Source organism: Ancylobacter dichloromethanicus (genome assembly GCF_018390645.1).
GTDB classification, from domain to species: domain Bacteria; phylum Pseudomonadota; class Alphaproteobacteria; order Rhizobiales; family Xanthobacteraceae; genus Ancylobacter; species Ancylobacter dichloromethanicus.
Map to the genome: position 1 here is coordinate 199,763 of NZ_JAHBGC010000004.1, position 24,484 is coordinate 224,246.

Consider the following 24,484-nt stretch of genomic DNA (forward strand, 5'->3'; position numbering starts at 1 on the left):
CTGGGCTCAGGCGCGTCGAGGGGGCAACCGACGCACAGGAAATTGGCCTCCCGGCCGGGCAGCGGGGCTCACTCGGCCGCAAGCGGCGCGACATGGGCCTCGCCGTGCTGCCGCAGCGGACGGTTGCCCGCCAGGCGCCGCAGCAGCACGTAGAAGACGGGCGTGAGGAACAGCCCGAAGAAGGTGACGCCGATCATGCCGGCGAACACGGCGATGCCCATCGCATGGCGCATCTCGGCGCCGGCGCCGGTGGAGAGCACCAGCGGCAGCACGCCCATGATGAAGGCGAAGGACGTCATCAGGATCGGCCGCAGGCGCAGCCGGCTGGCCTCGATCGCCGCCTCGACCGGGTTCCGGCCGAGGAATTCCAGCTCGCGGGCGAACTCGACGATGAGGATCGCGTTCTTCGCCGACAGGCCGACCAGCACGACAAGGCCGATCTGGGTGAAGATGTTGTTGTCACCTCCGCCCAGCCAGACGCCATACAGCGCCGCCCCCAGGCCCATGGGCACGATCAGGATGATCGCGATCGGCAGCGTCAGGCTTTCATACTGGGCGGCCAGCACCAGGAAGACGAGCAGCAGGGCGAGCGGGAAGACGAGATAGGAGGAATCGCCGGCCAGGATCTCCTGATAGGTGAGGTCGGTCCATTCATAGTCGAAGCCCGGCGGCAGCACTTCGGCCGCGATGCGCGCCGCCGCGTCCTGCGCCTGCCCCGAGGAATAGCCCGGCGCCGGCGAGGCGTTGAAGTCGGCGGTGAGGAAGCCGTTATAGCGCTGCGCGCGCTCCGGCCCCGCCGTGGTCTCAACCCTGAGCAGCGCCGAGAGCGGGATCATCTCGCCGCTATTGGAGCGCACCTTGAGCTTGCCGATATCCTCCGGCCGGGCGCGGAACGGCGCGTCGGCCTGCGCCCGCACCGAGTAGGTGCGGCCGAACTTGTTGAAGTCGTTGACATAGAGCGAACCGAGATAGACCTGCAGCGTCTCGAACACCGACTGCACCGGCACGCCGAGCTGGCGGGCCTTGGTACGGTCCAGATCGGTGAAGAGCTGCGGCACGTTGATCTGGTAGGTGGTGAACTGGCCGGTGAGCTCGGGCGCTGCCATGGCCTTGGCCATGAAAGCGTTGGTCACCTCGTTCAGCGCCTCGTAGCCGCGTCCGGCGCGGTCTTCCAGCTGCATCTTGAAGCCGCCGACGACGCCGAGCCCCTGCACCGGCGGGGGCGGGAACATGGCGATGAAGGCGTCCTTGATCGCCCCGTATTTCTGGTTCAGGGCGCCGGCGATGGCCGTCGCGGAAAGCTCCGGGCTCTGGCGCTCCTCGAACGGATCGAGCACCGAGAACACGATGCCGGCGTTCGAGGAGTTGGAGAAGCCGGCGATCGACAGGCCGGGGAAGGCCACCGCGCTGGCGACGCCGGGCTGGGCCAGCGTGATCTCGGTCATGCGGCGGATCACTTCCTCGGTGCGGTCGAGGGTGGCGCCGTCCGGCAGCTGGGCGAAGCCGACCAGATACTGCTTGTCCTGCGCCGGCACGAAGCCCGGCGGCACCGCCTGGAACAGCCACCAGGTGGCCCCCAGCATCACGGCGTAGAACACCATGACCAGGCTCTTCACCTTCAGCGTGCCGCGCACGCCGCCGCCATAGCCGCGCGAGCCGCGCGTGAACACCCAGTTGAAGCCGCGGAAGAACCAGCCGAACAGGAAGTTGATGACCCGCTGGAGCGCGTCCGGCGGGGTGTCGTGCCCGCGCAGCAGCAGCGCCGCCAGTGCCGGCGACAGGGTGAGCGAGTTGATCGCCGAGATGACGGTGGAGATGGCGATGGTGAGGGCGAACTGGCGGTAGAACTGGCCCGACAGGCCGGTGATGAAGGCCAGCGGCACGAACACCGCCACCAGCACCAGGGCGATGGCGATGATCGGCCCGGACACCTCGCTCATCGCCTGATAGGCGGCGGCGCGCGGGGTCAGGCCGTTCTCGATGTTGCGCTCGACATTCTCCACCACGACGATGGCGTCGTCGACCACGATGCCGATGGCGAGCACCAGCCCGAACAGGCTCAGCGCGTTGATCGAGAAGCCGAACAGATACATCACCGCGAAGGTGCCGACGATCGACACCGGGACCGCGAGCAGCGGGATGATCGAGGCGCGCCAGGTCTGCAGGAACACCACGACGACGATGACGACCAGCAGCACAGCCTCGAACAGCGTGTGCACCACGGCGTCGATGGAGGCGTCGACGAAGCGCGTGGTGTCGTAGACGATGGCGTAGTCGACGCCTTCCGGCATCGTCTTCTTCACTTCCTCCATCGTCGCGCGGACGTTCTCGGCGATCTCCAGCGCGTTGGAGCCGGGCGCCTGGAACACGCCGAGACCGACCGCCGACTTGTTGTCGAGCAGCGAGCGCAGCGCGTAGTCGGCGGCGCCGAGTTCGATGCGGGCGACGTCGCGCAGGCGCACGACCTGACCGTTGGCGCCGGTCTTCACGACGATGTCGCCGAACTCCTCCTCGGTCTCCAGCCGGCCGCGGGCGTTGATGGTGAGCTGCAGGTCGACATCGCCCTGCGCCGGCGAGGCACCGACGATGCCGGCGGCGGCCTGCACGTTCTGGGCGCGGATCTCGTTGACCACGTCGCCGGCGGAAAGCCCGTGCTCGGCGATCTTCTGCGGGTCCAGCCAGACGCGCATCGAGTAGTCGCCGCCGCCGAAGATGTCGATCTGGCCGACGCCGCCGATGCGGGCGAGCCGGTCCTTCACGTTCAGCACCGCGTAGTTGCGCAGATAGGTGATGTCGTAGCGGTCATTGGGCGAAAGCAGATGCACGACCATGAGGAAGGTCGGCGAACTCTTCGCCGTGGTGATGCCGAGCGCGCGCACCTCTTCCGGCAGGCGCGGTTCCGCCTGGCCGACGCGATTCTGCACCAGCTGCGTCGCCTTGTCGGGGTCGGTGCCGAGCTTGAAGGTGACGGTCAGCGTCATCACGCCGTCGGTCGTCGCCTGGCTGGACATGTAGAGCATGTCCTCGACGCCATTGATCGATTCCTCGATCGGCGTGGCGACGGTGGCGGCGATCACCTTCGGGCTGGCGCCCGGATAGGTGGCGCGCACGATCACCTGCGGCGGCACGACTTCCGGATATTCCGAGATCGGCATCACCCGCAGGGCGAGCAGCCCCGCGAGGAAGATCAGCACGGAGAGGACGCCGGCGAAAATCGGCCGGTCGATGAAGAATTTGGACAGATTCATTGCGTCCTCCCCCAAGGAGGCAGAGCGTCGGGGCTACGATCAGCGCGCGGCGACGGAGGTGGTCGGGTCCGTCGCGGTCGCGGCGGATGCGGTTTCCATGGGCACGATCTCGGGCGCCACCACGGCGCCGGGGCGCACGCGCTGCAGGCCGTTGACGACGATGCGCTCGCCTTCCTTCAGCCCGTCGGTGATGACGCGCAGCCCGTCGGCCGGCGGGCCGAGCGTGACCTGCCGCCAGACGGCCTTGTTGGCGTCATCGATGACGAACACGAACTTCTTGTCCTGGTCGGTGCCGATGGCGCGCTCGTTCACCGCCAGCGCCGGCTCGGACTTGGCGCGGCCCATCTTCACCCGGGCGAACTGGCCCGGAACGAGGCGCCGGTCCTTGTTGTCGAACACGGCGCGCAGCCGGAAGGTGCCGGTGGCGGTGTCGACCTGGTTGTCGACCAGCTGGAGATGGCCGCGCACCGTGCGCCCGCCGGTCGTGGCGGTGGTGATCTCCACCGGGATCTGGTCGATCTCGGTCAGCGCGAGGTCGTGCTCGCCCACCGAGGCCAGCGCCTCGGCGACGGCGTTCTCGTCGGCGTCGAAGCTGACATAGATCGGGTCGACCGAGACCAGGCTGGTGAGCACCGGCGAGGAGGCACCGGCGGCGACCAGATTGCCGACCGTCACCTCGATGCGCCCGACGCGCCCGTCGACCGGGGCGCGCACCTCGGTATAGCCGAGGTCGAGCTTGGCGGTCTGCACGGCGGCGTCCGCCGCGCGCAGATTGGCTTCCGCCTCGCGGAAATTATTGGTGCGCTGGTCGAGGTCGCGCACCGAGACGACGCGGTTGTCGACCAGTTGCTTGCCGCGCTCCAGCTCGCTGCGGGTCAGTTCGACCCGGGCGGCGGCCGCTTCCTGCAGCGAGACGGCACGGCTCAGCGCCGCCTCGAACGGGGCAGGGTCGATGGTCACCAGCAGGTCGCCCTGCTTGACCAGCGCGCCCTCGCGGAAGTGGATCTTCTCCACCGCGCCGGCGACGCGCGAGCGCAGCTCCACCACTTCGACCGCGCGCAGCCGGCCGGAGAACTCATCCCAGGTCATGGTGTCGCGGGCCTTCAGCACCGCCACCTCGACCGGCATGGCCGGCGGTGCGGCGGCTTCCGCCGTCGCCGGATCAGTGGCCAGCGCCGTGCTGCTGGGCCAGGCGAGGAACACCGCCGTGCCGGTGGCCAGCGCCGCCAGGGTGAGCACCAGCCCGACCTCGCGCCAACGGCGCGCCGGCTTCGTGCCGGGCGCCGCGGGCCCTGCTGTGTCGCGGGCGACGATGGCGTGCCCGATGTTTGCTGAGCCGGCTTCGTTGCCGAATGTCTTGTCACTCATGACGGATCTCCCGGCCCTCAGGCCCGAACGGTGCGAACAGGTGTGGCGGAATTCTCCACCAGGAATTTTCGGAACAGGTCCCGCAGGACCGCTTCCCAGGCCGGGGCCGTCTCGATGGCGGCGTCCATGCTCGCGGCCGAGCATTCGGTGCCTTCGAGCAGATGGCTTTCCACCGCGACACCGCATTCGGCGAGGCGGCGGGCATAGGCGAAGCTCTCGTCCCGCATCGGGCAGTCGTCCGCGGTGACGATGAGGGCGGGGGGGATGCCACCGAGCCGGCGCGAGCCGAGCGGTGCCGCATAGGGATGGGCGGCGCGGTCGGCGCTGCCGAGATAGAGGTGCCAGCCATCGGCCCATTTGCAGCCCGCCGCGCCGGCATAGGCGGCATGGATCGAACCCGTGCTCAGGCAGGGATCGACCATCGGCGAGATCAGGATCTGGCCGGCGACGGGGGGGGTCTGCTGGTCGCGGGCCATCAGCGTCAGCGCCGTGGCGAGGTTGGCCCCGGCCTCCTCGCCGGCGACGAACAGCCGGGCGCCGCGCCCCGCCCAGCGCGCACGCTCGGCATGGAGCCGGCCAAGCACGGCGAAGGCGAGGTTGAGCGCAGCGGGAAACGGATGCTCGGGCGCCAGCGGATAGTCGATCGACACCACCACCGCGCCGGCCTCGCCCAGGATCTGGCAGAGCTTGGCGCTGCAGTCGAGGTCGCCATCGGTGAAGCAGCCGCCATGCAGGTGCAGCACCAGCGGGGTGGGCCGCCGCGGCACGCCGGCACGATAGACGCGCGCCGGCAGCGCCGCCCCGTCCACCTCCAGCCTGTCCTCGGTCCACAATGCCGCCATAGCGCCCACCATCGCGATGTCGGCCTTGACCGCCACCCGATTTCACCCTGTTCTGTTGCAGTGCGGCGAAACCTAATACCGACGATCCATCCAACAAATAGCCATTTTGTGATAACATTATTCACATATGGAAATAATGACGCGGTAACTATGGATCAGATTGCGGCGATGCGGGCCTTTGCCCGTGTGGTCGAGGCCGGCACGTTCAGCCGCGCCGCCGACCTTCTCGACATGCCCAAGCCCACCGTCACCAAGCTCATACAGCAGTTGGAGGCGCATCTGCGCACCAAGCTGCTCAACCGCTCCACCCGCCGCGTGGCGGTGACGCCGGACGGCGCCGCCTATTACGAGCGGGCGCTGGCGCTGTTGTCCGATCTCGACGAGTTGGACGGCTCGATGGCCCGCTCGCAGGCCAGCCCGTCCGGTCGGCTGCGGGTCGACGTGCCCTCGTCGCTGGCGCTCTACGCGCTGATTCCGGCGCTGCCGGACTTCTTCGCCCGCTACCCCGAGATCCGGCTCGACCTCGGCGTCACCGACCGGCCGGTCGATCTGCTGGCGGAAAATGTCGACTGCGCCATTCGCGGCGGCGACCTGATCGACCCGACGCTGATCGCCCGCCGCATCGGCGAGGTGCGGCTGATGCTCTGCGCCGCTCCCGGCTATCTCCAGCGCCACGGCGTGCCCGGTCACCCGCGCGATCTTCAGCAGGGGCACCGGGTCATCGGCTATTTCAGCGCTCGCACCGGGCGGCGCGTCGCCTTCGACATGGAGCGGGGCGAGGAAAGCTATGAACTCGACCTGCCTTATGACGTGGCGGTGAACGATTCGACCGCCTATCTCGCCGCCGGTCTCGCCGGGCTCGGCGTCACCCAGTCGCTGGAGCCGATCGTGCGCCCGCTCCTCGCGGCGGGCCTGCTGGTGCGGGTACTGCCCGAGTGGAACAGCGCGCCGATCGTGCTGCACATCGTCTACGCGCCGAACCGGCATCTGAGCAGCCGGCTGCGGGTCTTCGTCGACTGGATCGCCGAACTGTTCGGCTCCGGCGGCGCCTACCGCCACGCCGCCCCCTCGCTGCTGCTGCCGGCGCGGCCGGCCGGCTGAGGCGCGCGGCTCAGTGGGTGACGCCGAGGAACTGCTGCAGCTCCGGCGTCTTCGGGTTGGCGAACACCTCTTCCGGCGGGCCGATCTCGTGCACCCGGCCCTGATGCATGAACACCACGCGCGAGCACACGTCGCGGGCGAAGCGCATCTCGTGCGTCACCATCATGAGCGTCATGCCCTCGCCGGCGAGTTCCTTCACCACCGCCAGCACTTCGCTCACCAGCTCCGGGTCGAGCGCCGAGGTGATCTCGTCGCAGAGCAGCGCGATCGGCTGCATGGCGAGCGCGCGGGCGATGGCGACGCGCTGCTGCTGGCCGCCCGAGAGCTGGTCCGGATAGGCGTCGAACTTGTGGCCCAGCCCGACCCGCTCCAGCATCGTCTTCGCCATCGCCTCGGCCTGCGCCTTCGGCGTCTTCTTCACCACCATCTGCGAGAGCATGACATTGCGTCCTGCGGTGAGGTGGGGAAACAGGTTGAACTGCTGGAAGATCATGCCGACCTTCAGCCGCAGCGCCTTGAGGTGCAGTTCGTCCGGCAGCAACTGGGCGCCGGCGACCGAGATCGAGCCCTCGTCGATGGCCTCCAGCCCGTTGATGCAGCGCAGCAGGGTGGACTTGCCCGAGCCCGAGCGGCCGATGATGGCGACCACCTCGCCGGGCGCGACGTCGATATTTATGCCCTTCAGCACTTCGTTGTCGCCGAAGCGCTTCTTCACCTCAGTGATTTCGATGAGCGACATTGAGCTTCCTCTCGAGGATCTGGGAGGACCTGGACAGCGGCCAGCACAGGCAGAAATAGATCAGGGCGACGAGGCCGTAGACCGTGAACGGCTCGAAGGTGGCGTTGGTGACGATGGTGCCGGCCTTGGAAAGCTCGACGAAGCCGATGATCGAGGTCAGCGCCGTGCCCTTCACCACCTGCACCGAGAAGCCGACCGTGGGCGGCACGGCGATGCGCAGCGCCTGCGGCAGGATGACGTGGCGCATCTGCTGGAGATAGCCCATGCCGAGGCTGGAGGAGGCCTCCCACTGCCCGCGGGCGATGGATTCGACGCAGCCGCGCCAGATTTCGGTGAGGAACGCCGCCGACCACAGGATCAGCGCCACCCCCGCCGCCAGCCAGGCCGGCACGTCGACGCCGAACAGGCCGAGGCCGAAAAAGGCGAGGAACAGCTGCATCAGCAGCGGGGTGCCCTGAAACAGCTCGACATAGGCTTTCACGAAGGTCGGCCCGATCCGGCCCTTGCCGATGCGGGCGAACAGCAGCGCCGCGCCGACCAGACCGCCGCCGATGAAGGAGACGAGCGAGAGCAGCACGGTCCAGCGCGCCGCCAGCAGCAGGTTGCGCAATATGTCCCAGGTGGTGAATTCGTTCATGGTCGCCTCCTTCACCGCGCCGTGCGTTTTGGAAACAGCGTCCAGCCGAGGCCGCGCAGCGCCTGCCGCAGGGCGATGGCGAGGACGAGATAGATCAGCGTCGCGACGAAATAGCTCTCGAAGGCGCGGAAGGTGCGCGACTGGATGAAGTTGGCCGCGAAGGTCAGGTCCTCCGCCGCGATCTGCGACACCGCCGCCGAACCCAGCATGACGATGACGATCTGCGACGACAGCGCCGGCCAGATGCGCTGCAGCGCCGGGATCAGCACCACGTGCCAGAAGGTCTGCAGCCGGCTCATGCCGAGCGAGGCGCCGGCCTCGAACTGCCCGTTGGGCGTCGCCTGTATGCCGGCGCGGATGATCTCGCAGCCATAGGCGCCGAGATTGATCACCATGGCGAGGTTGGCCGCCTCCAGTTCGCCCATCCGCACGCCCAGTGCCGGCAGGCCGAAGAAGATGAAGAACAGCTGGATCAGGAACGGCGTGTTGCGGATCAATTCGACATAGGCGGCCACGAACGGCCGCAGCCAGCCCGGCCCCAGCGCCCGCGCCCAGGCGCAGGCAATGCCCAGCGCGACGCCGAGCGCCCCGCCGACCAGCGTGAGTTCGAGCGTGATGGCGATGCCTTTCACGAGGACCGGCCAGTAGACCAGCAGCCAGCCATAATCGAACGCGTAGTTCATGCCGGTGAACTCCCGCCGGTGAGGGGAAGGGGGAAGAAGGCTTCAGAGGCAAGGCGGGATGCGGGGGCCTGCGTGCTTCGAGACGCGGGGCGAGCCCCGCTCCTCAGCATGACGGCCGTCCGAACCGTGTCCGTGCATCGTCATCCTGAGATGCCCGGCGTCAGCCGGACCTCGAAGGACGCAGACCGTTTCCGCCCGCGCCACCCGGGCCCCACTCCTCAGCATGACGGCCGTCCGAACCGTGTCCGTACATCGTCATCCTGAGGTGCCCGGCGTCAGCCGGGCCTCGAAGGACGCAGACCGTTTCCGCCTGCGCCACCCGGGCCCCGCTCCTCAGATATCGGCCGGCAGCTTGGCGCCGAGCCATTTCTGCGCGATGGCGTCGAGTGCGCCGTCCTTCTTCGCCCCGGCGATGATCTCGTCCACCTTGGCGCGCAGCGCCGGCTCGTTCTTGTTGAGGCCGATGTAGCAGGGCGAGTTCTTGATCAGGAACTTGATCTCCGGCTTCTTCGGCGGGTTCCGTTCGAGGATGGCGGCGGCGACCACATTGCCGGTGGCGATCAGTTCGACCTGGCCGGAGAGGAAGGCGGAGATGGTGCCGTTATTGTCCTCGTAGCGCTTGATGGTGGTGTCGGCCGGGGCGATCTTGGTCAGTTCCAGGTCCTCCACCGCGCCGCGGGTGACGCCTACCGTCTTGCCGGCGAGGCCGGCGGCATCGGTCACCGCCACGTCGGCCGGGCCGAACACGCCGTTGAAGAAGGGCGCATAGGCGGTGGTGAAGTCGATCACCTTCTCGCGCTCGGCATTCTTGCCCAGCGAGGAGATGACGAGGTCGACCTTGTTGGTCTGGAGATAGGGAATGCGGTTGGCGCTGGTGACCGGCACCAGCTCCAGCTTCACGCCGAGCTTGTCGGCGATCAGCCTCGCCATGTCGACATCGTAGCCCTTGGGCTCCATGTCGGCGCCCACCGTGCCGAAGGGCGGAAAGTCCTGCGGCACGGCGATGCGGATCACCTTGTTCGCCTCGACGGTGGCGAGCGCATCGGCGGACGCCGGCAGCGGCATCTGGGTGGCGGCCAGCAGGGCGCCGGCGGCGAAAACGATAAGGCTGCGGCGGTTCATGCGGTCAATCCTCCTTTGTGGCCGGATGGCCGTGGATGTGGGGTTGGTCGTGAGGCGGTTGGGCGTGGATAGGCGGGACGGAAGGGGCGTTGCCGGCGAACGCCGCCGGTGAGAGCAGCGCCCGCAGCCCGGCCAGCGGGTCGGGCTTGGCGGTGAGGTCGAGCCCGGCCTCGACCTTGCCGATATGCTCGTCCATCAGCCGGGCGGCACGCGCGAGGTCGCCATCCTCCATGGCGGCGACGATGTCCTCATGGTCGTGGCTCGATTCCTCCGCCTTCTCGGTCGGCTGGTAGAGCATCGAGATCAGCGTGGTGCGGGCGGTGAGGTCGCGGATGATCTCGGTCAGCAGCCGGTTGCCGAGCGCGTCGGCGAGGTGGATGTGGAAGTCGCCGAGCAGGCAGGCCCGCGAGTGCACGTCGCCGGCGCCGATGGCGTCGCGCTCCATCGCGACGTGCTCCTTCAGGCTTTTGAGCACTTCGGCCGGCACCTCGCGCAGCGAATGCAGCAACCCGGTCTCGATCACGCGGCGGGTCTGGAACGCCTCGCGCGCCTCCTCCGCCGAGGGCTCGACCACATACCAGCCGCGCCGGGCGCTCACCTGCACCACGCCGCGCGTCTCCAGCCGCATCATCGCCTCGCGCACCCGGGTGCGGGAGACGCCGAACAGGTCGGCGAGCTTCTGCTCGCCGAGCCGGGTGCCCGGATCGATGCGGCCGGCGAGGATGGCGGAAAGGATCGCTTCCTCGATATTGGCGGTGGCTGGGTTCATCAGGCTGGGCCCGCACGCTTGCTCACAAACTTGTATACAAGGCTGTAAGCAATCGGCGTGCCACAGGGCGCGCGGTGCCTCCGGGCGCGTGGCCCCGCCCTCCGCTTCCTTGCCGGAGCGGAGGATTACCCGCGCCGGCGTGCGACGGGCAAAGCCCGAGGGCGTGCCGGCTTCGGTCGCGCCGGCGGGGGCCCCGGCGCTCGCGGGAACGGGTGGACCGGCGCGACTAACCGGAGCCCATCACCGCCGCCTCGTTGCACACGCAATCAGCAGGGGTGGCGCCGTCGCGTGCAATCCGGCCCTCGCATGGCGCCGGCATCGGGGCATCGGGGCGGCGGGCGGGAGCTTCCCGGGCGCGCACGGCAACGGGCGGCCCGGTTTCACGTGCCGCGGCGCTGCCGCCTCTGCCGGGCGGGGGGCGCCGCGGGGCCTTCATGGCTGGCGCCCATGGCATGCCTTCAGGCGATCGGGGCCTTGTGCTCATCGTCGATGGAGCGGGTGTCGCCGGTCGCGATGATCGTGCGCGTCGCTTCCACCGAGCCATAGATCCACAGGATCTTCATGCCCTCGACCGAGGAGCGGTTGATGAAGCGGTGCGGCAGGTTGGCCGGGATGTAGGACATGTCGCCAGCCTCAAGCTCATACTGCACCCCGTCGATCTCGGCGAAGGCGCGGCCCTCCAGCAGCATGACGCTTTCCTCGCAATTATGGCTGTGCAGCGGGATCGCGGCGCCGGGCTCGAACAGGGTGATGCCGTTGATGAAGCCGGTCGCGCCGACCTTGCGGGTCACCAGCGGAATGGTCCTGGCCCCGCCGCCGCGCTCGCGCGCGGGAATAGCGGCGGGGCGGAGAATGGTGGGCTGCGGCGTCGTCATTCGGCGGCCTGCGATTCGGCGGGGCCGAGGGCGGCATTGATGGCCGGCATCACCTGTTCGGCCATCAGCCGCATCGAGCGCCTGGCGAGTGCGGGATCGCGCCAGTCATGGCCGGCATAGAGCAGCGTGCCGAAGGGCCCCACCTCGGCACGGAACGCCAGCAGCTTGTCCGCCACCTCGTCCGGCGTGCCGGCGATGATCAGCCGGTCGAGCACGTGCTCGAGCGTCAGATCGGCATCGGCCATGTCGGGGTCCTCCTTGAACAGGTTGGAACGGCCGTTTTTTACCAGCTTGGTGAACAGCGAGCGGAAGTAATGCACATAGGGGCTGCCTTCGCCCCGGGCATAGTCGCGGGCGGTACGGGCATCGTCCGCCACGAACACGCTCTTGGCGACCCGCCAATTGGCGAAATCCACCGCGCGGCCGCCCTGCCGGCACCCCTCCTCATAGGCGGCCTTGTGGGTGCCGACCCATTTCGGCATCAGGAAATTGGCCGAGATCGGCTCCCAGCCGCGCGCGGCGGCGGCCGAGACGCCCTTGGAATAGGGCGCGACGGCGGTGATGACGACCGGAGGGTGCGGGCGCTGCAGCGGGCGGCCGATGATGCCCTGGCCGATATCGGCCAGCAGCGTGCGCGCGGTGGAGATCGTCCAGTACTTGCCCTCGATATTGTAGGGCGCCTCGGTGGTCCAGATCTTCAGCACCGCGTCGATGCCCTCAAGGAACATCGCGTTGCGGTCGGCGTCGAGATTGCCGAACACTTCGGCGTCGGAGAGCAGGCCGCCGGGGCTGATGCCGAAATTGAGCTTGCCGTCCAAAAGATGGTCGAGCATCGAAATCTGCGCCGCCACCGCCGCCGGATGGGTGTTGGGCAGGTTTACCGTGCCGGTGCCGAGCCGCATCTGCCTGATGCGCCCGGCGAGGCTGGCGAGGAACACCATGCAACTGGTGATGTTCTCGGCGAGATCGGTGACATGTTCGCCGACATAGCCCTCGGAGAAGCCGAGTTCGTCGGCGAGCAGAAACGCCTCCTGATCCTCGCGCAGGGTCTCGCGCCAATCGCGTCCCAGAGGATGGATGGGCATGGTGAAGAAGCCGAGTTGCATAGCGTTGTCTCCGCGAGTTTTCGCACTCACGACGGGACGCTAGCGACGCACCGGCATCAAAAGAAACGATAAGAACTGATCGGGCCGATCAGGATACTTAATGGCCGGTGCGCCTCGGGCGCTGCTCTCGGCTGGCGCACTCGGCCAGCCGCCTCGTATTTGCACCGACGATCCCCCTCCTTGAAGGCGAGGTGTAAAATCAAACAGGCAACATATCGTCAGCGTCGGTACGTTATATTTTGTTTGTTCGGTTGATATGCCGACATGTACTAGATACATGCTTTTTCGGCATGGGAGAAAATCTAGTCGATTGAGATCGTTAACTTGACAGTCATCGAGCTGCGTCCTTAGCTTTGCGTCAAGACGTCAAAAGACGCCGCGCCGCAAGGCTCCAAGGAGGAACGCCAATGACTGCCACCCGTGCAGAGACATATTCGTGCCTGAGGCGCACGGCGCTGTTCGCGCTCGGCGCCACCCTTGCCCTCGCCGCCGTCCCCGGCGCCCTGCGCGCACAGACCGCGCCGACCGGGCCGATCGAGATCACCACCGGCACCAGCCCCGGCGGCACGCCCGACGTGCTGATGCGCCGGGCCGCCAAGATCCTCAACGAACAGAAGATCATCACCAACCCGCTGCTGGTGCAGAACCGCACCGGCGGCTCGTGGATGGTCGCGGCCAATTTCGTGCTGTCGAAGAAGGGCGACAAGAACGTCGTGCTGTGCATCGCCCAGCCGATCCTGACCACGCCGATCACCCAGGGACTGCCCACGGTCTATGACCAGCTGACCCCGATCAGCATGTTCATCCAGGGCGACCTGGTGCTCGTGGTGCAGCCGTCGTCGCCGGTGAAGAACCTGAAGGAGCTGGTCGCGCTGGCCGCCCAGCGCGAGCGCGGCGTCAAGGTGGCGGGGGCGCAGAGCGGCTCGACCGACCACATGGTCGCCGGCCTGCTGGAGAAGGCCGGCAATATCAAGCTCAACTACGTGCCGTTCGACGGCGGCGGCGCGGCGCAGGCGGCGTTCCTCGGCGGCAATGTCGAACTGATGACGCTGACGCCCAGCGAGGCGCTGCCGCTGGTCGAAAGCGACAAGGCCAGGATCATCGCCATCCTGTCCGACACCCGCCGCACCGAGCCCGCGCTCAAGGACATCCCGACCGCCCGCGAGCAGGGCTACGACGTGGTGTGGGGCCAGTCCTGGGGCCTCGCCGGGCCGCCGGACCTCGATGCCGGCACGGTGGCGTTCTGGGACGACGCCATCGCCAAGCTGGTCGCCACGCCGGAATGGCAGGCGAGCATCAAGGACAACTTCCTGCGCAGCGAGGTGGTGCCGGCCGCCGAGGCCAAGGCTCATCTCGCCAAGCTGCATCAGGAGCACCTCGCCGTGCTGCGCGACCTCGGCCTCGCCAAGGCGACGCCGGTCCAGTGACGCGCACCGGCCGTTCGGCCGGCGGATTCGGAAGGCGGGAGCCCAGCATGAAGACGGTCGATATCGTCACGGCGCTGATCGTGATCGCGCTGTCCTCTTTCGTCATGCTGGGCACGCGGCATCTCGCATACTGGAGCGAGTTCGCCCCCGGATCGGCGTTCGCGCCGTTCTGGGTGGGCGCCGCGGGGGTGGTGCTTGGGCTGCTGCTGCTCGTCGCCACGCTGCGGCGCGAGGCGCACGAACCGAACGGCTTCCCCGACCGGCTTGGCTTCTGCCGTGTCCTCGGCGTCGCCGCCGGGCTGTGGCTGATGGTGGTGGCGGTGCCGTTCGTCGGCTTCATCGCGGCCGGCACCGCCTTCTGCCTCGTCCTGCTGCTGCTGATCGAAAGGCGGCCCCTCGTCCCGAGCCTCGCCACCACGGCGGTCGCCGTCGGCATCGTCTATGGCGTGTTCGTCGCCTGGCTCGGCATCTCACTTCCGCAAGGTCTGCTCGGCATCTGACTGCCGTGCCCGCATCAGGAACCGCGTATGGACGCTCTCGCTTCACTGGCACAGGGCTTCGAGGTCGCGCTGACGCCGACAAATCTGCTGTTCGTGTTCATCGGCGTCACGCTGGGCCAGATCATCGGCGCCTTGCCGGGCATCGGCCCCTCGGCCGGCATGGCGCTGCTGCTGCCGGTCACCTTCGGCCTCGAGCCGGTCACCGCGCTCGTCATGCTGTCGGGCATCATGTATGGCGGCATGTATGGCGGCACGCTCACCTCGGTGCTGGTGAACGTGCCGGGCGAGGCGGCCAGCGTGATGACCGCCGTCGACGGACACCAGCTCGCCAAACAGGGCCGGGCCGGCGCCGCGCTGTCGGTGTCCGCCATCGGCTCGTTCCTGGCGGGCATCGCGGCGGTGACCGCGCTGGTGTTCCTCACCCCGGCGCTCAGCGCGTTCGCCCTCAGCTTCTCGGCGCCGGAATATTTCCTGCTGGCGCTGCTCGGCATCACCGCCACGGCCAGCCTGGGCACCGGCTCGCCGGTCAAGGCGATGATCGCCGCCATGCTCGGCCTGATGGTGGCGCTGGTCGGCACCGATCCGATCCAGGGCACCTCGCGCCTCACCTTCGGTTCGCTCGAACTCCTGGAGGGGATCGACTTTCTGCCGGTCGCCATCGGTATTTTCGGCATCGCCGAAATACTGGTCTCGATGGAACAGTCGCAGCATGTCGAGCCGATCAGGACAAGGCTGCGCGAAATGTGGCTCACCGCCAAGGACTGGAAGGACTGCCGCATGGCGATCCTGCGCGGCGGCAGCATCGGCTTCGTCATCGGGCTGATGCCGGGCGCGGGCCCCACCGTCGCCTCGCTGCTGAGCTATGTGGTCGAGAAGAAAGCCAGCAAACACCCGGAAAAATTCGGGCGCGGCGCGCTGGACGGCGTGGCGGCGGCGGAAGCGGCCAACAACTCCGCCGCCCATGGCGCGCTGGTGCCGATGCTGGCGCTCGGCATTCCCGGCTCCGCCAGCACCGCGGTGCTGCTGGCCGCCCTGGTGCTGCTCGGCATCCGCCCCGGCCCGCAATTGCTGACCGACCAGTCGGACCTGGTCTGGGGGCTGATCGCCAGCATGTTCGTCGGCAATTTCATGCTGCTGATCATGAACCTGCCGCTGGCGCCGCTGTTCGCCTCGATCCTGCGCATTCCCTACGATTATCTGGTGCCCGGCATCCTGCTGATCTCGCTGGTCGGCGCCTACGCCACCAGCCTCTCCATGTTCAATGTCGGTCTCACCCTGCTGTTCGGCATGGTCGGCTACCTGATGATCCGCGCCGACATTCCACGTGCGCCGCTCGTGCTTGCCGTGGTGCTGGCGCAGCTGATGGAAACCTCGCTGCGGCAGTCGCTGATGCTGTCGGAGGGGAGCCTGTCCATCTTCGTGCAGCGCCCGCTCTCCGCCCTGCTGGCGCTGCTGATCGTCGCCTCGCTGGCGCTGCCCGCCTTCACCGTGGTGATGAGCCGGCGGGCGGCACGCCGCGCCCGGCTCGCCTCCGGCATTACCGACTAAGCCCGTACCTTTCAGGAGCGACGATGAGTGCCCCTCTCGTGATCGACGTCCATGCGCATGTTCTCACCGAAGAGATGATGCGGCTGATGCGCAACGAAGCCCCGGATATCGGGCCGACCCTCAGCGAGGTCGATGCCGAGGGCGGCGTGCTCAAGGTCGGCGAGATCGTGCAGCGCCCGTTCCCGCGCGGCGGCTGGGATCTTGACCGGCGCATCGCCGACCTCGACTTCGCCGGCATCGACATGCAGGTGCTCTCGGTCTGCCCGCAGACCTTCCTGTATGACCGCGACGCCGCGCTCACGGGGGCGCTGGCGGCGATCCAGAACGAGGCGATCGCCGGCCTTGTGCGGCACAGGCCGAAGCGTTTCCTCGGCATCGGCACCGTCGCCCTGCAGGACCCCCGGCGGGCCGCCGACGAACTGCGCCGGGCGGTGCTGGAACTCGGCCTCGGCGGCATCCAGATCGGCTCGCATGTCGAGGGCAAGAACCTCGACGATCCGGCGCTGGAGCCGCTCTGGGCCACGGCGGCCGAACTCGACGCCTTCATCCTGGTGCACCCGCAAAAGGCGGCGGCGGGCAACCGCACCGGGGCGTTCTATCTCAAGAACCTGATCGGCAACCCGCTGGAGACCACCATCGCGGCGACCTCGCTGGTGTTCGCCGGCGTGCTGGAGCGCTACCCGGACCTGCGCATCTGCTTCGTCCACGGCGGCGGCTTCCTGCCGTACCAGACCGGGCGCATGATCCATGGCTGGAAGGAGCGGCCGGAATGCCGGCTGCATCTGAAGGAGAGCCCGGAGGTCTCGATCCGCCGGCTGTATTTCGACACGCTGACCCATTACGGCCCGGCGCTGCGCTACCTCACCGACACGTTCGGCCATGACCGCGTCCTGCTCGGCAGCGACTACCCGTTCGACATGGGCACGCTCGAATGCGTGCGGCAGGTGCGCGCGGCCGGCCTGCCGGATGTGGAGCGCGACGCCATTCTCGGCGGCACGGCGGCCGGCTTCTTCGGCGTCGGCGGGCGCGCTCCCTCGGCCAGGCACGCGCACGCATGAGCGCGCCCGTCACGAACGAGGCGGCGGTGCCCGGCCTCCCGCCCGGCCGCTTCGCCGCGCCCGCCCTGCACGGCCTGATCGCGGACGCCATGCGCCGTTGCGGCCTGCCGGCCGAGGGTGCCGCCAAGGTCGCCGAACTGATGACCGAGGCCGACCTGACCGGGGCCGACGCGCACGGCATCTTCCGGCTGCCGCAATATGTCCGCCGGTTGAAGGCCGGCGGCGTCAACCCGACGCCCGCCCTCGTCGTCGAGCGGCGTGCGCCGGCGGTGGCGATGATCGATGGTGACAACGGCATGGGGCATGTCGTGATGGCCAGGGCCGCCGAGACCGCCATCGAGATGGCGCGCGACACCGGCGTCGCCTGGGTCGGTGTGCGCCGCTCCAACCATGCCGGCCCCGCCGCGCTCTATGCCGAGATGCCGGTGTGCCACGGCATGGTCGGCCTCTATTCGGTGGTGGCGAGTTCCAACCACATGGCGGTGTGGGGCGGCACCTCCTCCCTGCTCGGCACCAACCCGCTGGCGGTCGGCATTCCCTGCGGCGACGCCCCGCCGGTGGTGCTGGATATCGCCACCACGGTGGTCTCCTACGGCACGGTGAAGAAATACGTCATGCAGGACAAGGCACTGCCGGAAGGCTGGCTGGTCAGCAGGGCCGATGGCGCGCCGGTGACCGACCCGCGGCGCACTGGCGAGGGGCTGCTGCTCCCCATAGGCGGCCACAAGGGCAGCGGGCTGGCGCTGATCCTGGGCATACTCGCCGGCACGCTGAACGGCGCCGCCTTCGGGCGCGACGTGGTCGACTTCAACGCGGATTCCTCGACCGAGACCAATACCGGCCACTTCATCCTCGCCCTCGACGTCGAGCGCTTCATGCCGGCGGCGACCTTCGGCGCCCTGCTGAAGGCGCAGCTCGACGATCTGCGCAGCGACACCCCGCTGCCCGGTACGGGAGACATCCGCCTGCCGGGCGACCAGCGCGCGGTGCGCCGGGCCGAGCGGGGGGAGAATGGCGTGCCGATTCCCGCGCCGCTGGAGCGCCAGCTGGACGAACTCGCCGCCGGGCTCGGCATCGCCCCGCTGGGCGCGCGCTGAACCGCCTGAACCGCCTCCGCGCGCTCAGGCCCCGGCGGGGCCGCCGGCATACAGCCCGGCCTCGTCGCCCCAGACGGCGCTGAGCTTGCGGGTCTCCTCCGCCAGCATGTCGAGGAAGGCGGTGGCGGCCGAGGAGAGCGGGCGCCTGGCCGGCTCGATCAGCACCAGGTCGATGCCGATCGGCGGATGGGCGAGGGGGTTGACGGTGAGGCGGCGGGGGCTGGCGCTGGCCGCGTCGTCCGCCATCATCAGCCCCGGCAGGATCGCCACCCAATCGGTGCTGGCGACGAAATCCAGCGTCCCCATCATCGCGTCGAGCTCCAGCAGGCGCTCGATCTGCACGCCGGTCGAGGTGAAATAGGTCTCGAGATTGACCCGCCTGATGTTCTGCCCGCTCGGCACCACGATCTTCAGCGGGCCGAGATCGGCCAGGCGCACCGGCGCCATGTGCGCGCGGCCCGCCGCCAGGCCCGACACCAGCACTTCCGGCGTATAGGCGAAGCGCGAGCTCTTGACCCCGACGATGCCTGAGGAGGCCGGCACGATGGCGAAGGCCAACTCGCCGCTGCGCACCCGCTGGGTGAGATTGGCCGAAAAAGCCTCAAGGATGCGCACCACCACGTTCGGGTGCACCTCCATGAAGCGCGCCAGCGCCGGCGCCAGCACGCTGCGCGTCATGGTCGGCATCAGCCCGACCACCATCTCGCCATCCAGCCCCGCGCCATAGCTGACCACCGAGCGGTTGGCGATCTCGTTCAGTCGCAGCAGTTCGATGCAGTGGCGGTAATAGCTGTCGCCGGCCGGGGTCGGCTGCACCATGCCGCTGCCGCGCGCGAACAGCCGCACCCCGAACCGGTCCTCGATCTTGCGGATATGCTGCGACACGCCGGACTGGGTGGCGTTCTCGCGTTCCGCCGCGGCGGTGAAGGAGCGTTCTTCATAGGCGGCGACGAAGAGCCGGATGTCACGCAGGGTATCGCTCATGGCGGCATCATGTTTCCTGATGAGGCTGAGCAGATCATATCATTTCTACAGCGAGGAAACCGGCTCTAACCTCACCTTCATGAACGATCATGTCATCGAATTCAGGAGTGCCGAGGATCACGGCCATTTTCGCCGGGCGCTTGGCCGCTTCGCCACCGGGGTTACCGTGGTCACCACCCGCACACCCGCTGGCAAGCTCGAAGGCCTGACGGTCAACTCCTTCTCGTCGGTCTCGCTGGACCCGCCCCTGGTGCTGTGGAGCATCCAGCGCCGCGCGCCCTCGCTCGCCAGCTTCGTCGAGGCCGGACGGTTCGCGGTGAACGTGCTCGGCACCCATCAGAAGAAGCTCTGCCGGCAGTTCGCGACACCGCGCGACGACAAGTTCGCCGATGTGGCGCACCAACTCGGCGCCAATGGCTGTCCGCTGCTGGACGACAGCCTGGCGCGGTTCGAGTGCCGCACCGAGAGCGTGATCGAGGGCGGCGACCATCTGATCTTCCTCGGTCGCGTCGAGCGCGCCATGCACCGCGACGGCGAGCCGCTGATCTTCAGCACAGGCGCGTTCTGGGTGCCGGCCCTGCTGCCCGAGGCCGATCCTTCGCCCGTCGCCGCGAAAGGCTGAACCCATGCTTCACAAGAACATGCCTCACGACAAGAAAAGGACCTCGGCATGATCCGCGCCGCAATCGCCGGCCTCGGCTGGTGGGGCAAGCACATGGTCCGCCGCATGGCGGATTCCGACCAGCTTCGCATCGTCGCCGCCATCGACACCTCCGAGGCGCAGGCGGCCTTTGCCGCCGAGCACGGGCTCGCGCTGACCACGCGCTGGGACGACGTGCTGGGCGATCCCGCCATCGACGCCGTGATCCTGTGCACGCCGCACTCGCTGCACACCGCGCAGGTGCTGGCCATCGCCAAGGCCGGCAAGCATGTGTTCTGCGAGAAGCCGCTGGCGCTGAACCGCGCCGACGCCGAACGCTCCGTGCTCGCCTGCCGCGCGGCGGGGGTCAAGCTCGGCATCGGCCATGAGCGGCGCTACGAGCTCGCCATGCTGGAGATCAAGCGGCTGCTGGCGGAAGGCGCGCTCGGCACGATCATGCATGTCGAGGCCAATTTCAGCCATGACAAGCTGGCCGAGGTGCCCACCACCGACTGGCGTGCCTCGCCGGTCGACGCGCCTGCCGCCGGCATGACGGCGATGGGCATCCACCTCACCGACGGCTTCCTCGAAATGTTCGGGCCGATTACCGAGGTCTACGCCACCACGGCGCAGCGCGCGTCGAACCGGGCCAATGGCGACGTGGTCTCGGTGCAGACGCGCTTCGCCTCCGGCGCCACCGGCTATCTCAACGCCATTCTGGTGACACCGCTCTATATCGGCATCACCGTGTTCGGCTCGCAGGCCTGGGTCGAGGCGCGCAACCACACCCATCCCGACACGCCCGGCCCCACCACGTTGACGGTCCAGTACAAGGACGGCCGCCGTACCGTGCACGACTATGAGTGGACCGACACGGTGCGCGCCAATCTGGAGGCTTTCGCCCGCTCGATAGAGCAGGATGCGCCCTACATTTTCACCGACGGGCAGAAGATCGGCAACATCGCGGTGCTTGAGGCGATCTGCCGCTCGGTGGCAACCAACATGCCGGTGGCGGTCGAGGGCTCCGCGGCGGCCGAGCGCGCGAGCGCCTGATGGACACGAAGCACGACATGACGACGACCCATCCACGTTACCGCGAGCGGGTGCGCGAGGAACTCGGCGCCGACCAGCGCCGCATCTTCGACGAGATCGGCCGCCCGCGCGCCGGCGCGGTGCCGGCACCGTTCCACATCTATGTGGAGAGCCCGGAACTGGCTGCGCTGACGCAGGATGTCGGGGCGTTCTGCCGCTACCGCACCGGCCTGCCGCCGCGCCTCTCCGAGATCGCCATCCTGACCACTGCCGCCTATTGGGGCGCGGAATATGAATTCGGTGTCCATGCGCGCGAGGCCCGCAAGGCCGGCGTGCCGGAGAGCGAGATCGCCGCGCTGAAAAGAGGCGAGCGGCCGGACTTCGCCGATGCCGACGCCGCGCTCGTGCATGACTTTTCAGCCGCCTTCTACAGCGACCGCGACGTCCCCGACGCCTTGTTCGAGGCCGCCAATGCCCGTTTTGGCAAGCGCACGGTGGTCGAACTGGTCGGGCTGCTTGGCTACTACTCGATGCTGGCCATCGCGCTGCGCATCTACCGCGTTCCCGCGCCGGCGTGAGAGGACCCGCTTAAAACAACGGGTGCGCACACGATCCAGAAGCGCTCCCGGCCGGAGGAAGCCGCCATGGAACTACGCAGCATCGAAGCCTTCGTGCGCGTTGCCGAACTCGGCAGCATAACCAGGGCCTCGCGGGACCTCGGTATCGTCCAGCCGGCGCTCAGCCGGCATATACAGCGCATCGAGAGCGAGATCGGAACCCCGCTGCTGGTGCGCCTGCCGCGCGGCGTGCAGCTCACCTTCGCCGGACGGCGCTTCCTCCAGCACAGCCGGCGCATCCTGCAGGAAGTCGCCCGCGCCACCGAAGAGCTGCATCTGGGCGGCGACGGCCCCGCCGGCAAGGTGGTGGTCGGCATTTCGCCGACGCTCAGCCCGCTGCTGGCGCCCGGCCTGATGGAGCGCAGCGCGGCGAGCTTCCCCGGCATCAAGCTCACCATCGTCGACGAGTTCACCCGGCGGCTGCAGGTCGACGTGCTCAACGGCCAGGTCGACCTCGCTTTGCTCACCAACCCGCCGCCGAACCGCGCCCTGCGCTTCACCGCCGTGCTGGCCGAGCCGATCGTGGTGGTGATGCCGCGCCAGTCGCGCGGGGTGTCGCCGGTGGTCACACTGGACGAACTGGCCTCCACGCCGATGCTGGTGACGCGCGGCATCCGCGCGCTGGTCGACGAACAGCTCGCCTCTCACGGCGTCTGTCTGGAGGTCGATGTCGAGATCGACGCGGTGGAGGCGATCCGGCGCATGCTGCTGCGCGGGCGTGGCGTGTCGATCATGCCGATTTCCGCCTTCCGCAAGGAGATCAATGACGGGCTGCTCACCGGCCTCGCGGTCGGCGGGGTCAATCTCAGCCGCACCATCATGCTCGCCCATATCGGCGACCAGCTCAGCGCCGCCGGGCAGGCGGTGATGGGGCTGCTGCGGGCCGAGATCGACGCGCTGGCGCAGCGCGGCATCTTCAGCGCGCTGTCGGACAACGCCGCCCACTGGCCGCAGCCGCAGGAGCGCACCCTGGGCGCGGCCTGAGACCGTTCGCGTCCCGGGCATGACAAGGCCGGGCACCCGCCCGGCCTCTTTGGTCCGCACGCGGCGGGAACCTCACTCGGCGCCTTCCTCGAATGCCTTCTGCCGGGTCACCCGGATCATCGGTGCCACCAGCACGACGAGCAGGCAGAAGGCGAGGATGAGGAAAGACAGGCTGATCGGCCGCTGCACGAACACCATCGGGTCGCCATGCGAGATCAGCAGCGCGCGGCGCAGCGTCTCCTCGATCATCGGGCCGAGGATGAAGCCGAGCAGCAGCGGCGCCGGCTCGCAGCGCAGCCGGTGGCAGATGAAGCCGAATCCGCCGAACAGCGCCGCCATGGTCACGTCCAGCGCGTTGTTGTGGATGGAGTACACGCCGATGCAGCAGAACAGCATGATGGCGGGATAGAGCATCCGGTACGGCACCGAGAGCAGCTTCACCCAGATGCCGATCAGCGGCAGGTTCAGCACCACCAGCATCAGGTTGCCCAGCCACATGCTGGCGATCAGTCCCCAGAACAGGTCCGGGCGCTGGGTCATCAGTTGCGGGCCCGGCGACAGCCCCTGCATCATCAGCGCGCCGATCATCAGCGCCATCACCGCGCTCGACGGCAGGCCGAGCGTCAGCATCGGGATGAAGGCGGTCTGCGCGGCGGCATTGTTGGCGGCTTCCGGCCCGGCGACGCCCTCGATGGCGCCCTTGCCGAAGCGGGTCGGGTCCTTGGCCAGCTTCTTCTCCAGCGCGTAGGTCGAGAACGAGGCCAGCACCGGCCCGCCGCCCGGCAGCAGGCCGAGGCACGAGCCCAGCGCCGTGCCGCGGATCGCCGGCCGGATGATCGACTTGATGTCCGTCCAGGACGGCCACAGCCCGCGCACGCCCCGCAGGAAGGTACGGCTCTCCCCGCCGCGTTCGAGATTGGAGATGGTCTCGCCAATGCCGAACATCCCCATGGCGATGACCGCGAAGTCGATGCCGTCGCCAAAGGCGGGAATGCCGAAGGTGAAGCGTTCCAGTCCGGTATTGGCGTCGATGCCCATGGTGCCGAGCAGGATGCCGACCAGGATCATGCCGACCGCCTTGACCACCGAGCCATGGGCGAGGATCACCGCCGCGATCAGGCCGAATAGCATCAGCGAGAAATAGTCCGCCGGCCCGAAATCCAGCGCCACCTCCGCCAGCGCAGGCGCGGCGACCGCGATGATCACGGTGGCGATGGTGCCGGCGAAGAAGGAGGACAGCGCCGCGGTGGCCAGCGCCAGCCCCGCCCGGCCCTTGCGGGCCATCTGGTAGCCGTCGATGGCAGTGACGACCGACGAGCTTTCGCCCGGCAGGTTGACCAGAATGGCGGTGGTCGAGCCGCCATATTGCGCGCCGTAATAGATGCCGGCGAGCATGATGAGGGCGGCGGAAGCCGGCAGCGCGAAGGTCACCGGCAGCAGGATCGAGATGGTCGCGACCGGCCCCAGCCCCGGCAGCACGCCGATGATGGTACCGAGCAGCACGCCGAGGAAGCCATAGGCGAGGTTCGCCGGCGTCAGCGCGATGGAGAAGCCGAGCAGAAGGTCATTGAAGAGCTCCATGGTCGGCGCCTCACCAGAACCGTGTGTGGGGCAGGTTCAGCCCCAGCCCGTAGGAAAACAGCAGGGTGCAGAACACCACCAGCCCGACGGCGAGAAGGCCGGTCTCGATCGGCTTGAAGGCGCGCCCGGCCAGGCTGGCGCCGACCACCACCACCGCGCCGGCGAGCGGGAAGCCCCAATCCTCGATCAGCAATCCGAACAGAAGCACGCTGACCAGCATGACGAGAAGCGGCCTCGGGTCGACCTCGCCGACCTCTTCGGTCTCGCCGAGAAACGAGCGGGCCAGCAGCACCACGCCGAGGATGATGAGGCCGACGCTGACCAGCAGCGGGAAATAGCCGGCCCCCATGCGGGCCGCAGTGCCGATCGGGTATTTCGAGCCGATGATGATGGCGGTGGCCCCGAGCCCGCAGAATATCAGGCCGGTGAGAAAATCGGTGGAGAGGCTGATCTTCATGGCAGCTCCTTGCATCGTCATCCCGGACCGCCGACAGGCCGGTCCGGGATCGCGTAGATGGGGAGAGCG

Annotated in this window: 23 protein-coding genes; 10 read left to right on the forward strand and 13 right to left on the reverse strand. The window is 68.4% G+C overall.

The genetic code is table 11. From position 1 onward, the window contains the following. Positions 1–68 precede the first annotated feature (68 nt). The 3 genes from KHC23_RS01130 to KHC23_RS01140 are packed head-to-tail and all read right to left on the reverse strand — an operon-like array spanning position 69 to position 5,494. Positions 69–3,248: an efflux RND transporter permease subunit gene (locus KHC23_RS01130; protein ID WP_213368482.1), complete on the reverse strand. Its 3,180-nt coding sequence runs from the start codon at positions 3,246–3,248 to the stop codon at positions 69–71. A 39-nt stretch (positions 3,249–3,287) separates the two neighbouring features. Continuing rightward, positions 3,288–4,616 carry an efflux RND transporter periplasmic adaptor subunit gene (locus KHC23_RS01135; RefSeq protein WP_213368484.1) on the reverse strand — a complete coding sequence of 443 codons (1,329 nt, stop codon included), beginning with the start codon at positions 4,614–4,616 and terminating at the stop codon, positions 3,288–3,290. Between the two features lie 17 nt (positions 4,617–4,633). Then, on the reverse strand, positions 4,634–5,494 hold the full coding sequence (locus KHC23_RS01140) for an alpha/beta hydrolase (protein WP_271188722.1): 861 nt from the start codon (positions 5,492–5,494) through the stop codon (positions 4,634–4,636). A gap of 114 nt (positions 5,495–5,608) precedes the next feature. Between KHC23_RS01140 and KHC23_RS01145 the strand changes: the two genes are divergently transcribed. Next, entirely contained in the window at positions 5,609–6,559 is a 951-nt protein-coding gene (locus tag KHC23_RS01145) for a LysR family transcriptional regulator (RefSeq protein WP_213368486.1), read from the forward strand. 10 nt (positions 6,560–6,569) lie between these two features. Here KHC23_RS01145 and KHC23_RS01150 read toward each other — a convergent pair whose 3' ends face one another. From KHC23_RS01150 to KHC23_RS01180, 7 genes are all read right to left on the reverse strand, one after another. Beyond that, positions 6,570–7,298: an amino acid ABC transporter ATP-binding protein gene (locus KHC23_RS01150; protein ID WP_213368488.1), complete on the reverse strand. Its 729-nt coding sequence runs from the start codon at positions 7,296–7,298 to the stop codon at positions 6,570–6,572. Beyond that, positions 7,276–7,935 carry an amino acid ABC transporter permease gene (locus tag KHC23_RS01155; RefSeq protein ID WP_213368490.1) on the reverse strand — a complete coding sequence of 220 codons (660 nt, stop codon included), beginning with the start codon at positions 7,933–7,935 and terminating at the stop codon, positions 7,276–7,278. Before KHC23_RS01155 ends, KHC23_RS01150 begins: the two co-directional genes overlap by 23 nt. Before the next feature lie 11 nt (positions 7,936–7,946). Next, the gene (locus tag KHC23_RS01160; RefSeq protein ID WP_213368492.1) at positions 7,947–8,618 is read right to left on the reverse strand and encodes an amino acid ABC transporter permease; all 672 of its coding nucleotides are present in this window, start codon (positions 8,616–8,618) and stop codon (positions 7,947–7,949) included. Between the two features lie 333 nt (positions 8,619–8,951). Beyond that, complete coding sequence (locus KHC23_RS01165; RefSeq protein ID WP_213368494.1) at positions 8,952–9,740, reverse strand: transporter substrate-binding domain-containing protein; 789 nt, start codon at positions 9,738–9,740, stop codon at positions 8,952–8,954. A 4-nt stretch (positions 9,741–9,744) separates the two neighbouring features. Continuing rightward, positions 9,745–10,509, reverse strand: a complete 765-nt coding sequence (locus tag KHC23_RS01170; protein ID WP_213368496.1) for a GntR family transcriptional regulator — start codon at positions 10,507–10,509, stop codon at positions 9,745–9,747. A 458-nt stretch (positions 10,510–10,967) separates the two neighbouring features. Beyond that, positions 10,968–11,384, reverse strand: coding sequence for a cupin domain-containing protein (locus tag KHC23_RS01175; protein ID WP_213368498.1), 417 nt, complete (start codon positions 11,382–11,384; stop codon positions 10,968–10,970). Then, positions 11,381–12,490: an LLM class flavin-dependent oxidoreductase gene (locus KHC23_RS01180; RefSeq protein ID WP_213368499.1), complete on the reverse strand. Its 1,110-nt coding sequence runs from the start codon at positions 12,488–12,490 to the stop codon at positions 11,381–11,383. Before KHC23_RS01180 ends, KHC23_RS01175 begins: the two co-directional genes overlap by 4 nt. A 407-nt stretch (positions 12,491–12,897) precedes the next feature. On the opposite strand from KHC23_RS01180, the gene KHC23_RS01185 reads away from it, so the two are divergent. Genes KHC23_RS01185 through KHC23_RS01205 form a run of 5 tightly spaced genes read left to right on the forward strand, consistent with a single transcriptional unit; the run spans position 12,898 to position 18,120 of the window. Beyond that, the gene (locus tag KHC23_RS01185; RefSeq protein WP_213368501.1) at positions 12,898–13,917 is read left to right on the forward strand and encodes a Bug family tripartite tricarboxylate transporter substrate binding protein; all 1,020 of its coding nucleotides are present in this window, start codon (positions 12,898–12,900) and stop codon (positions 13,915–13,917) included. Between the two features lie 47 nt (positions 13,918–13,964). Continuing rightward, a complete protein-coding gene (locus tag KHC23_RS01190; RefSeq protein WP_213368503.1) occupies positions 13,965–14,417 on the forward strand; it encodes a tripartite tricarboxylate transporter TctB family protein in 453 nt (150 codons plus the stop codon). Between the two features lie 27 nt (positions 14,418–14,444). Continuing rightward, a complete protein-coding gene (locus KHC23_RS01195) occupies positions 14,445–15,965 on the forward strand; it encodes a tripartite tricarboxylate transporter permease (RefSeq protein WP_213368509.1) in 1,521 nt (506 codons plus the stop codon). A gap of 23 nt (positions 15,966–15,988) precedes the next feature. After that, a complete protein-coding gene (locus KHC23_RS01200; protein WP_213368511.1) occupies positions 15,989–17,023 on the forward strand; it encodes an amidohydrolase family protein in 1,035 nt (344 codons plus the stop codon). Beyond that, positions 17,020–18,120: an Ldh family oxidoreductase gene (locus KHC23_RS01205; protein ID WP_213368513.1), complete on the forward strand. Its 1,101-nt coding sequence runs from the start codon at positions 17,020–17,022 to the stop codon at positions 18,118–18,120. Before KHC23_RS01200 ends, KHC23_RS01205 begins: the two co-directional genes overlap by 4 nt. A gap of 24 nt (positions 18,121–18,144) precedes the next feature. Here the strand turns inward: KHC23_RS01205 and KHC23_RS01210 are convergent, their stop codons facing one another. Beyond that, complete coding sequence (locus KHC23_RS01210; protein ID WP_213368515.1) at positions 18,145–19,104, reverse strand: LysR family transcriptional regulator; 960 nt, start codon at positions 19,102–19,104, stop codon at positions 18,145–18,147. A gap of 79 nt (positions 19,105–19,183) precedes the next feature. Between KHC23_RS01210 and KHC23_RS01215 the strand changes: the two genes are divergently transcribed. From KHC23_RS01215 to KHC23_RS01230, 4 genes are all read left to right on the forward strand, one after another. Beyond that, positions 19,184–19,726, forward strand: coding sequence for a flavin reductase family protein (locus tag KHC23_RS01215; RefSeq protein ID WP_213368517.1), 543 nt, complete (start codon positions 19,184–19,186; stop codon positions 19,724–19,726). A gap of 48 nt (positions 19,727–19,774) precedes the next feature. Next, positions 19,775–20,797, forward strand: a complete 1,023-nt coding sequence (locus KHC23_RS01220) for a Gfo/Idh/MocA family protein (protein ID WP_213368519.1) — start codon at positions 19,775–19,777, stop codon at positions 20,795–20,797. Next, the gene (locus KHC23_RS01225) at positions 20,797–21,354 is read left to right on the forward strand and encodes a carboxymuconolactone decarboxylase family protein (protein WP_246543959.1); all 558 of its coding nucleotides are present in this window, start codon (positions 20,797–20,799) and stop codon (positions 21,352–21,354) included. Before KHC23_RS01220 ends, KHC23_RS01225 begins: the two co-directional genes overlap by 1 nt. A gap of 66 nt (positions 21,355–21,420) precedes the next feature. Continuing rightward, positions 21,421–22,377, forward strand: a complete 957-nt coding sequence (locus KHC23_RS01230) for a LysR family transcriptional regulator (protein ID WP_213368521.1) — start codon at positions 21,421–21,423, stop codon at positions 22,375–22,377. 72 nt (positions 22,378–22,449) lie between these two features. Here the strand turns inward: KHC23_RS01230 and KHC23_RS01235 are convergent, their stop codons facing one another. Together KHC23_RS01235 and KHC23_RS01240 are read right to left on the reverse strand one after the other, a co-directional pair. Next, positions 22,450–23,958, reverse strand: coding sequence for a tripartite tricarboxylate transporter permease (locus tag KHC23_RS01235; RefSeq protein ID WP_213368523.1), 1,509 nt, complete (start codon positions 23,956–23,958; stop codon positions 22,450–22,452). A gap of 10 nt (positions 23,959–23,968) precedes the next feature. After that, positions 23,969–24,415, reverse strand: coding sequence for a tripartite tricarboxylate transporter TctB family protein (locus KHC23_RS01240; protein WP_213368525.1), 447 nt, complete (start codon positions 24,413–24,415; stop codon positions 23,969–23,971). Positions 24,416–24,484 lie beyond the last annotated feature (69 nt).

Bases quoted from the DNA above. Each gene is read 5' to 3' on its own strand.
- KHC23_RS01130 (WP_213368482.1), bottom strand. From the start codon at position 3,248: ATGAATCTGTCCAAATTCTTCATCGACCGGCCGATTTTCGCCGGCGTC.
- KHC23_RS01135 (WP_213368484.1), bottom strand. From the start codon at position 4,616: ATGAGTGACAAGACATTCGGCAACGAAGCCGGCTCAGCAAACATCGGG.
- KHC23_RS01145 (WP_213368486.1), top strand. From the start codon at position 5,609: ATGGATCAGATTGCGGCGATGCGGGCCTTTGCCCGTGTGGTCGAGGCC.
- KHC23_RS01150 (WP_213368488.1), bottom strand. From the start codon at position 7,298: ATGTCGCTCATCGAAATCACTGAGGTGAAGAAGCGCTTCGGCGACAAC.
- KHC23_RS01155 (WP_213368490.1), bottom strand. From the start codon at position 7,935: ATGAACGAATTCACCACCTGGGACATATTGCGCAACCTGCTGCTGGCG.
- KHC23_RS01160 (WP_213368492.1), bottom strand. From the start codon at position 8,618: ATGAACTACGCGTTCGATTATGGCTGGCTGCTGGTCTACTGGCCGGTC.
- KHC23_RS01165 (WP_213368494.1), bottom strand. From the start codon at position 9,740: ATGAACCGCCGCAGCCTTATCGTTTTCGCCGCCGGCGCCCTGCTGGCC.
- KHC23_RS01170 (WP_213368496.1), bottom strand. From the start codon at position 10,509: ATGAACCCAGCCACCGCCAATATCGAGGAAGCGATCCTTTCCGCCATC.
- KHC23_RS01175 (WP_213368498.1), bottom strand. From the start codon at position 11,384: ATGACGACGCCGCAGCCCACCATTCTCCGCCCCGCCGCTATTCCCGCG.
- KHC23_RS01180 (WP_213368499.1), bottom strand. From the start codon at position 12,490: ATGCAACTCGGCTTCTTCACCATGCCCATCCATCCTCTGGGACGCGAT.
- KHC23_RS01185 (WP_213368501.1), top strand. From the start codon at position 12,898: ATGACTGCCACCCGTGCAGAGACATATTCGTGCCTGAGGCGCACGGCG.
- KHC23_RS01190 (WP_213368503.1), top strand. From the start codon at position 13,965: ATGAAGACGGTCGATATCGTCACGGCGCTGATCGTGATCGCGCTGTCC.
- KHC23_RS01195 (WP_213368509.1), top strand. From the start codon at position 14,445: ATGGACGCTCTCGCTTCACTGGCACAGGGCTTCGAGGTCGCGCTGACG.
- KHC23_RS01200 (WP_213368511.1), top strand. From the start codon at position 15,989: ATGAGTGCCCCTCTCGTGATCGACGTCCATGCGCATGTTCTCACCGAA.
- KHC23_RS01205 (WP_213368513.1), top strand. From the start codon at position 17,020: ATGAGCGCGCCCGTCACGAACGAGGCGGCGGTGCCCGGCCTCCCGCCC.
- KHC23_RS01210 (WP_213368515.1), bottom strand. From the start codon at position 19,104: ATGAGCGATACCCTGCGTGACATCCGGCTCTTCGTCGCCGCCTATGAA.
- KHC23_RS01215 (WP_213368517.1), top strand. From the start codon at position 19,184: ATGAACGATCATGTCATCGAATTCAGGAGTGCCGAGGATCACGGCCAT.
- KHC23_RS01220 (WP_213368519.1), top strand. From the start codon at position 19,775: ATGATCCGCGCCGCAATCGCCGGCCTCGGCTGGTGGGGCAAGCACATG.
- KHC23_RS01225 (WP_246543959.1), top strand. From the start codon at position 20,797: ATGGACACGAAGCACGACATGACGACGACCCATCCACGTTACCGCGAG.
- KHC23_RS01230 (WP_213368521.1), top strand. From the start codon at position 21,421: ATGGAACTACGCAGCATCGAAGCCTTCGTGCGCGTTGCCGAACTCGGC.
- KHC23_RS01235 (WP_213368523.1), bottom strand. From the start codon at position 23,958: ATGGAGCTCTTCAATGACCTTCTGCTCGGCTTCTCCATCGCGCTGACG.
- KHC23_RS01240 (WP_213368525.1), bottom strand. From the start codon at position 24,415: ATGAAGATCAGCCTCTCCACCGATTTTCTCACCGGCCTGATATTCTGC.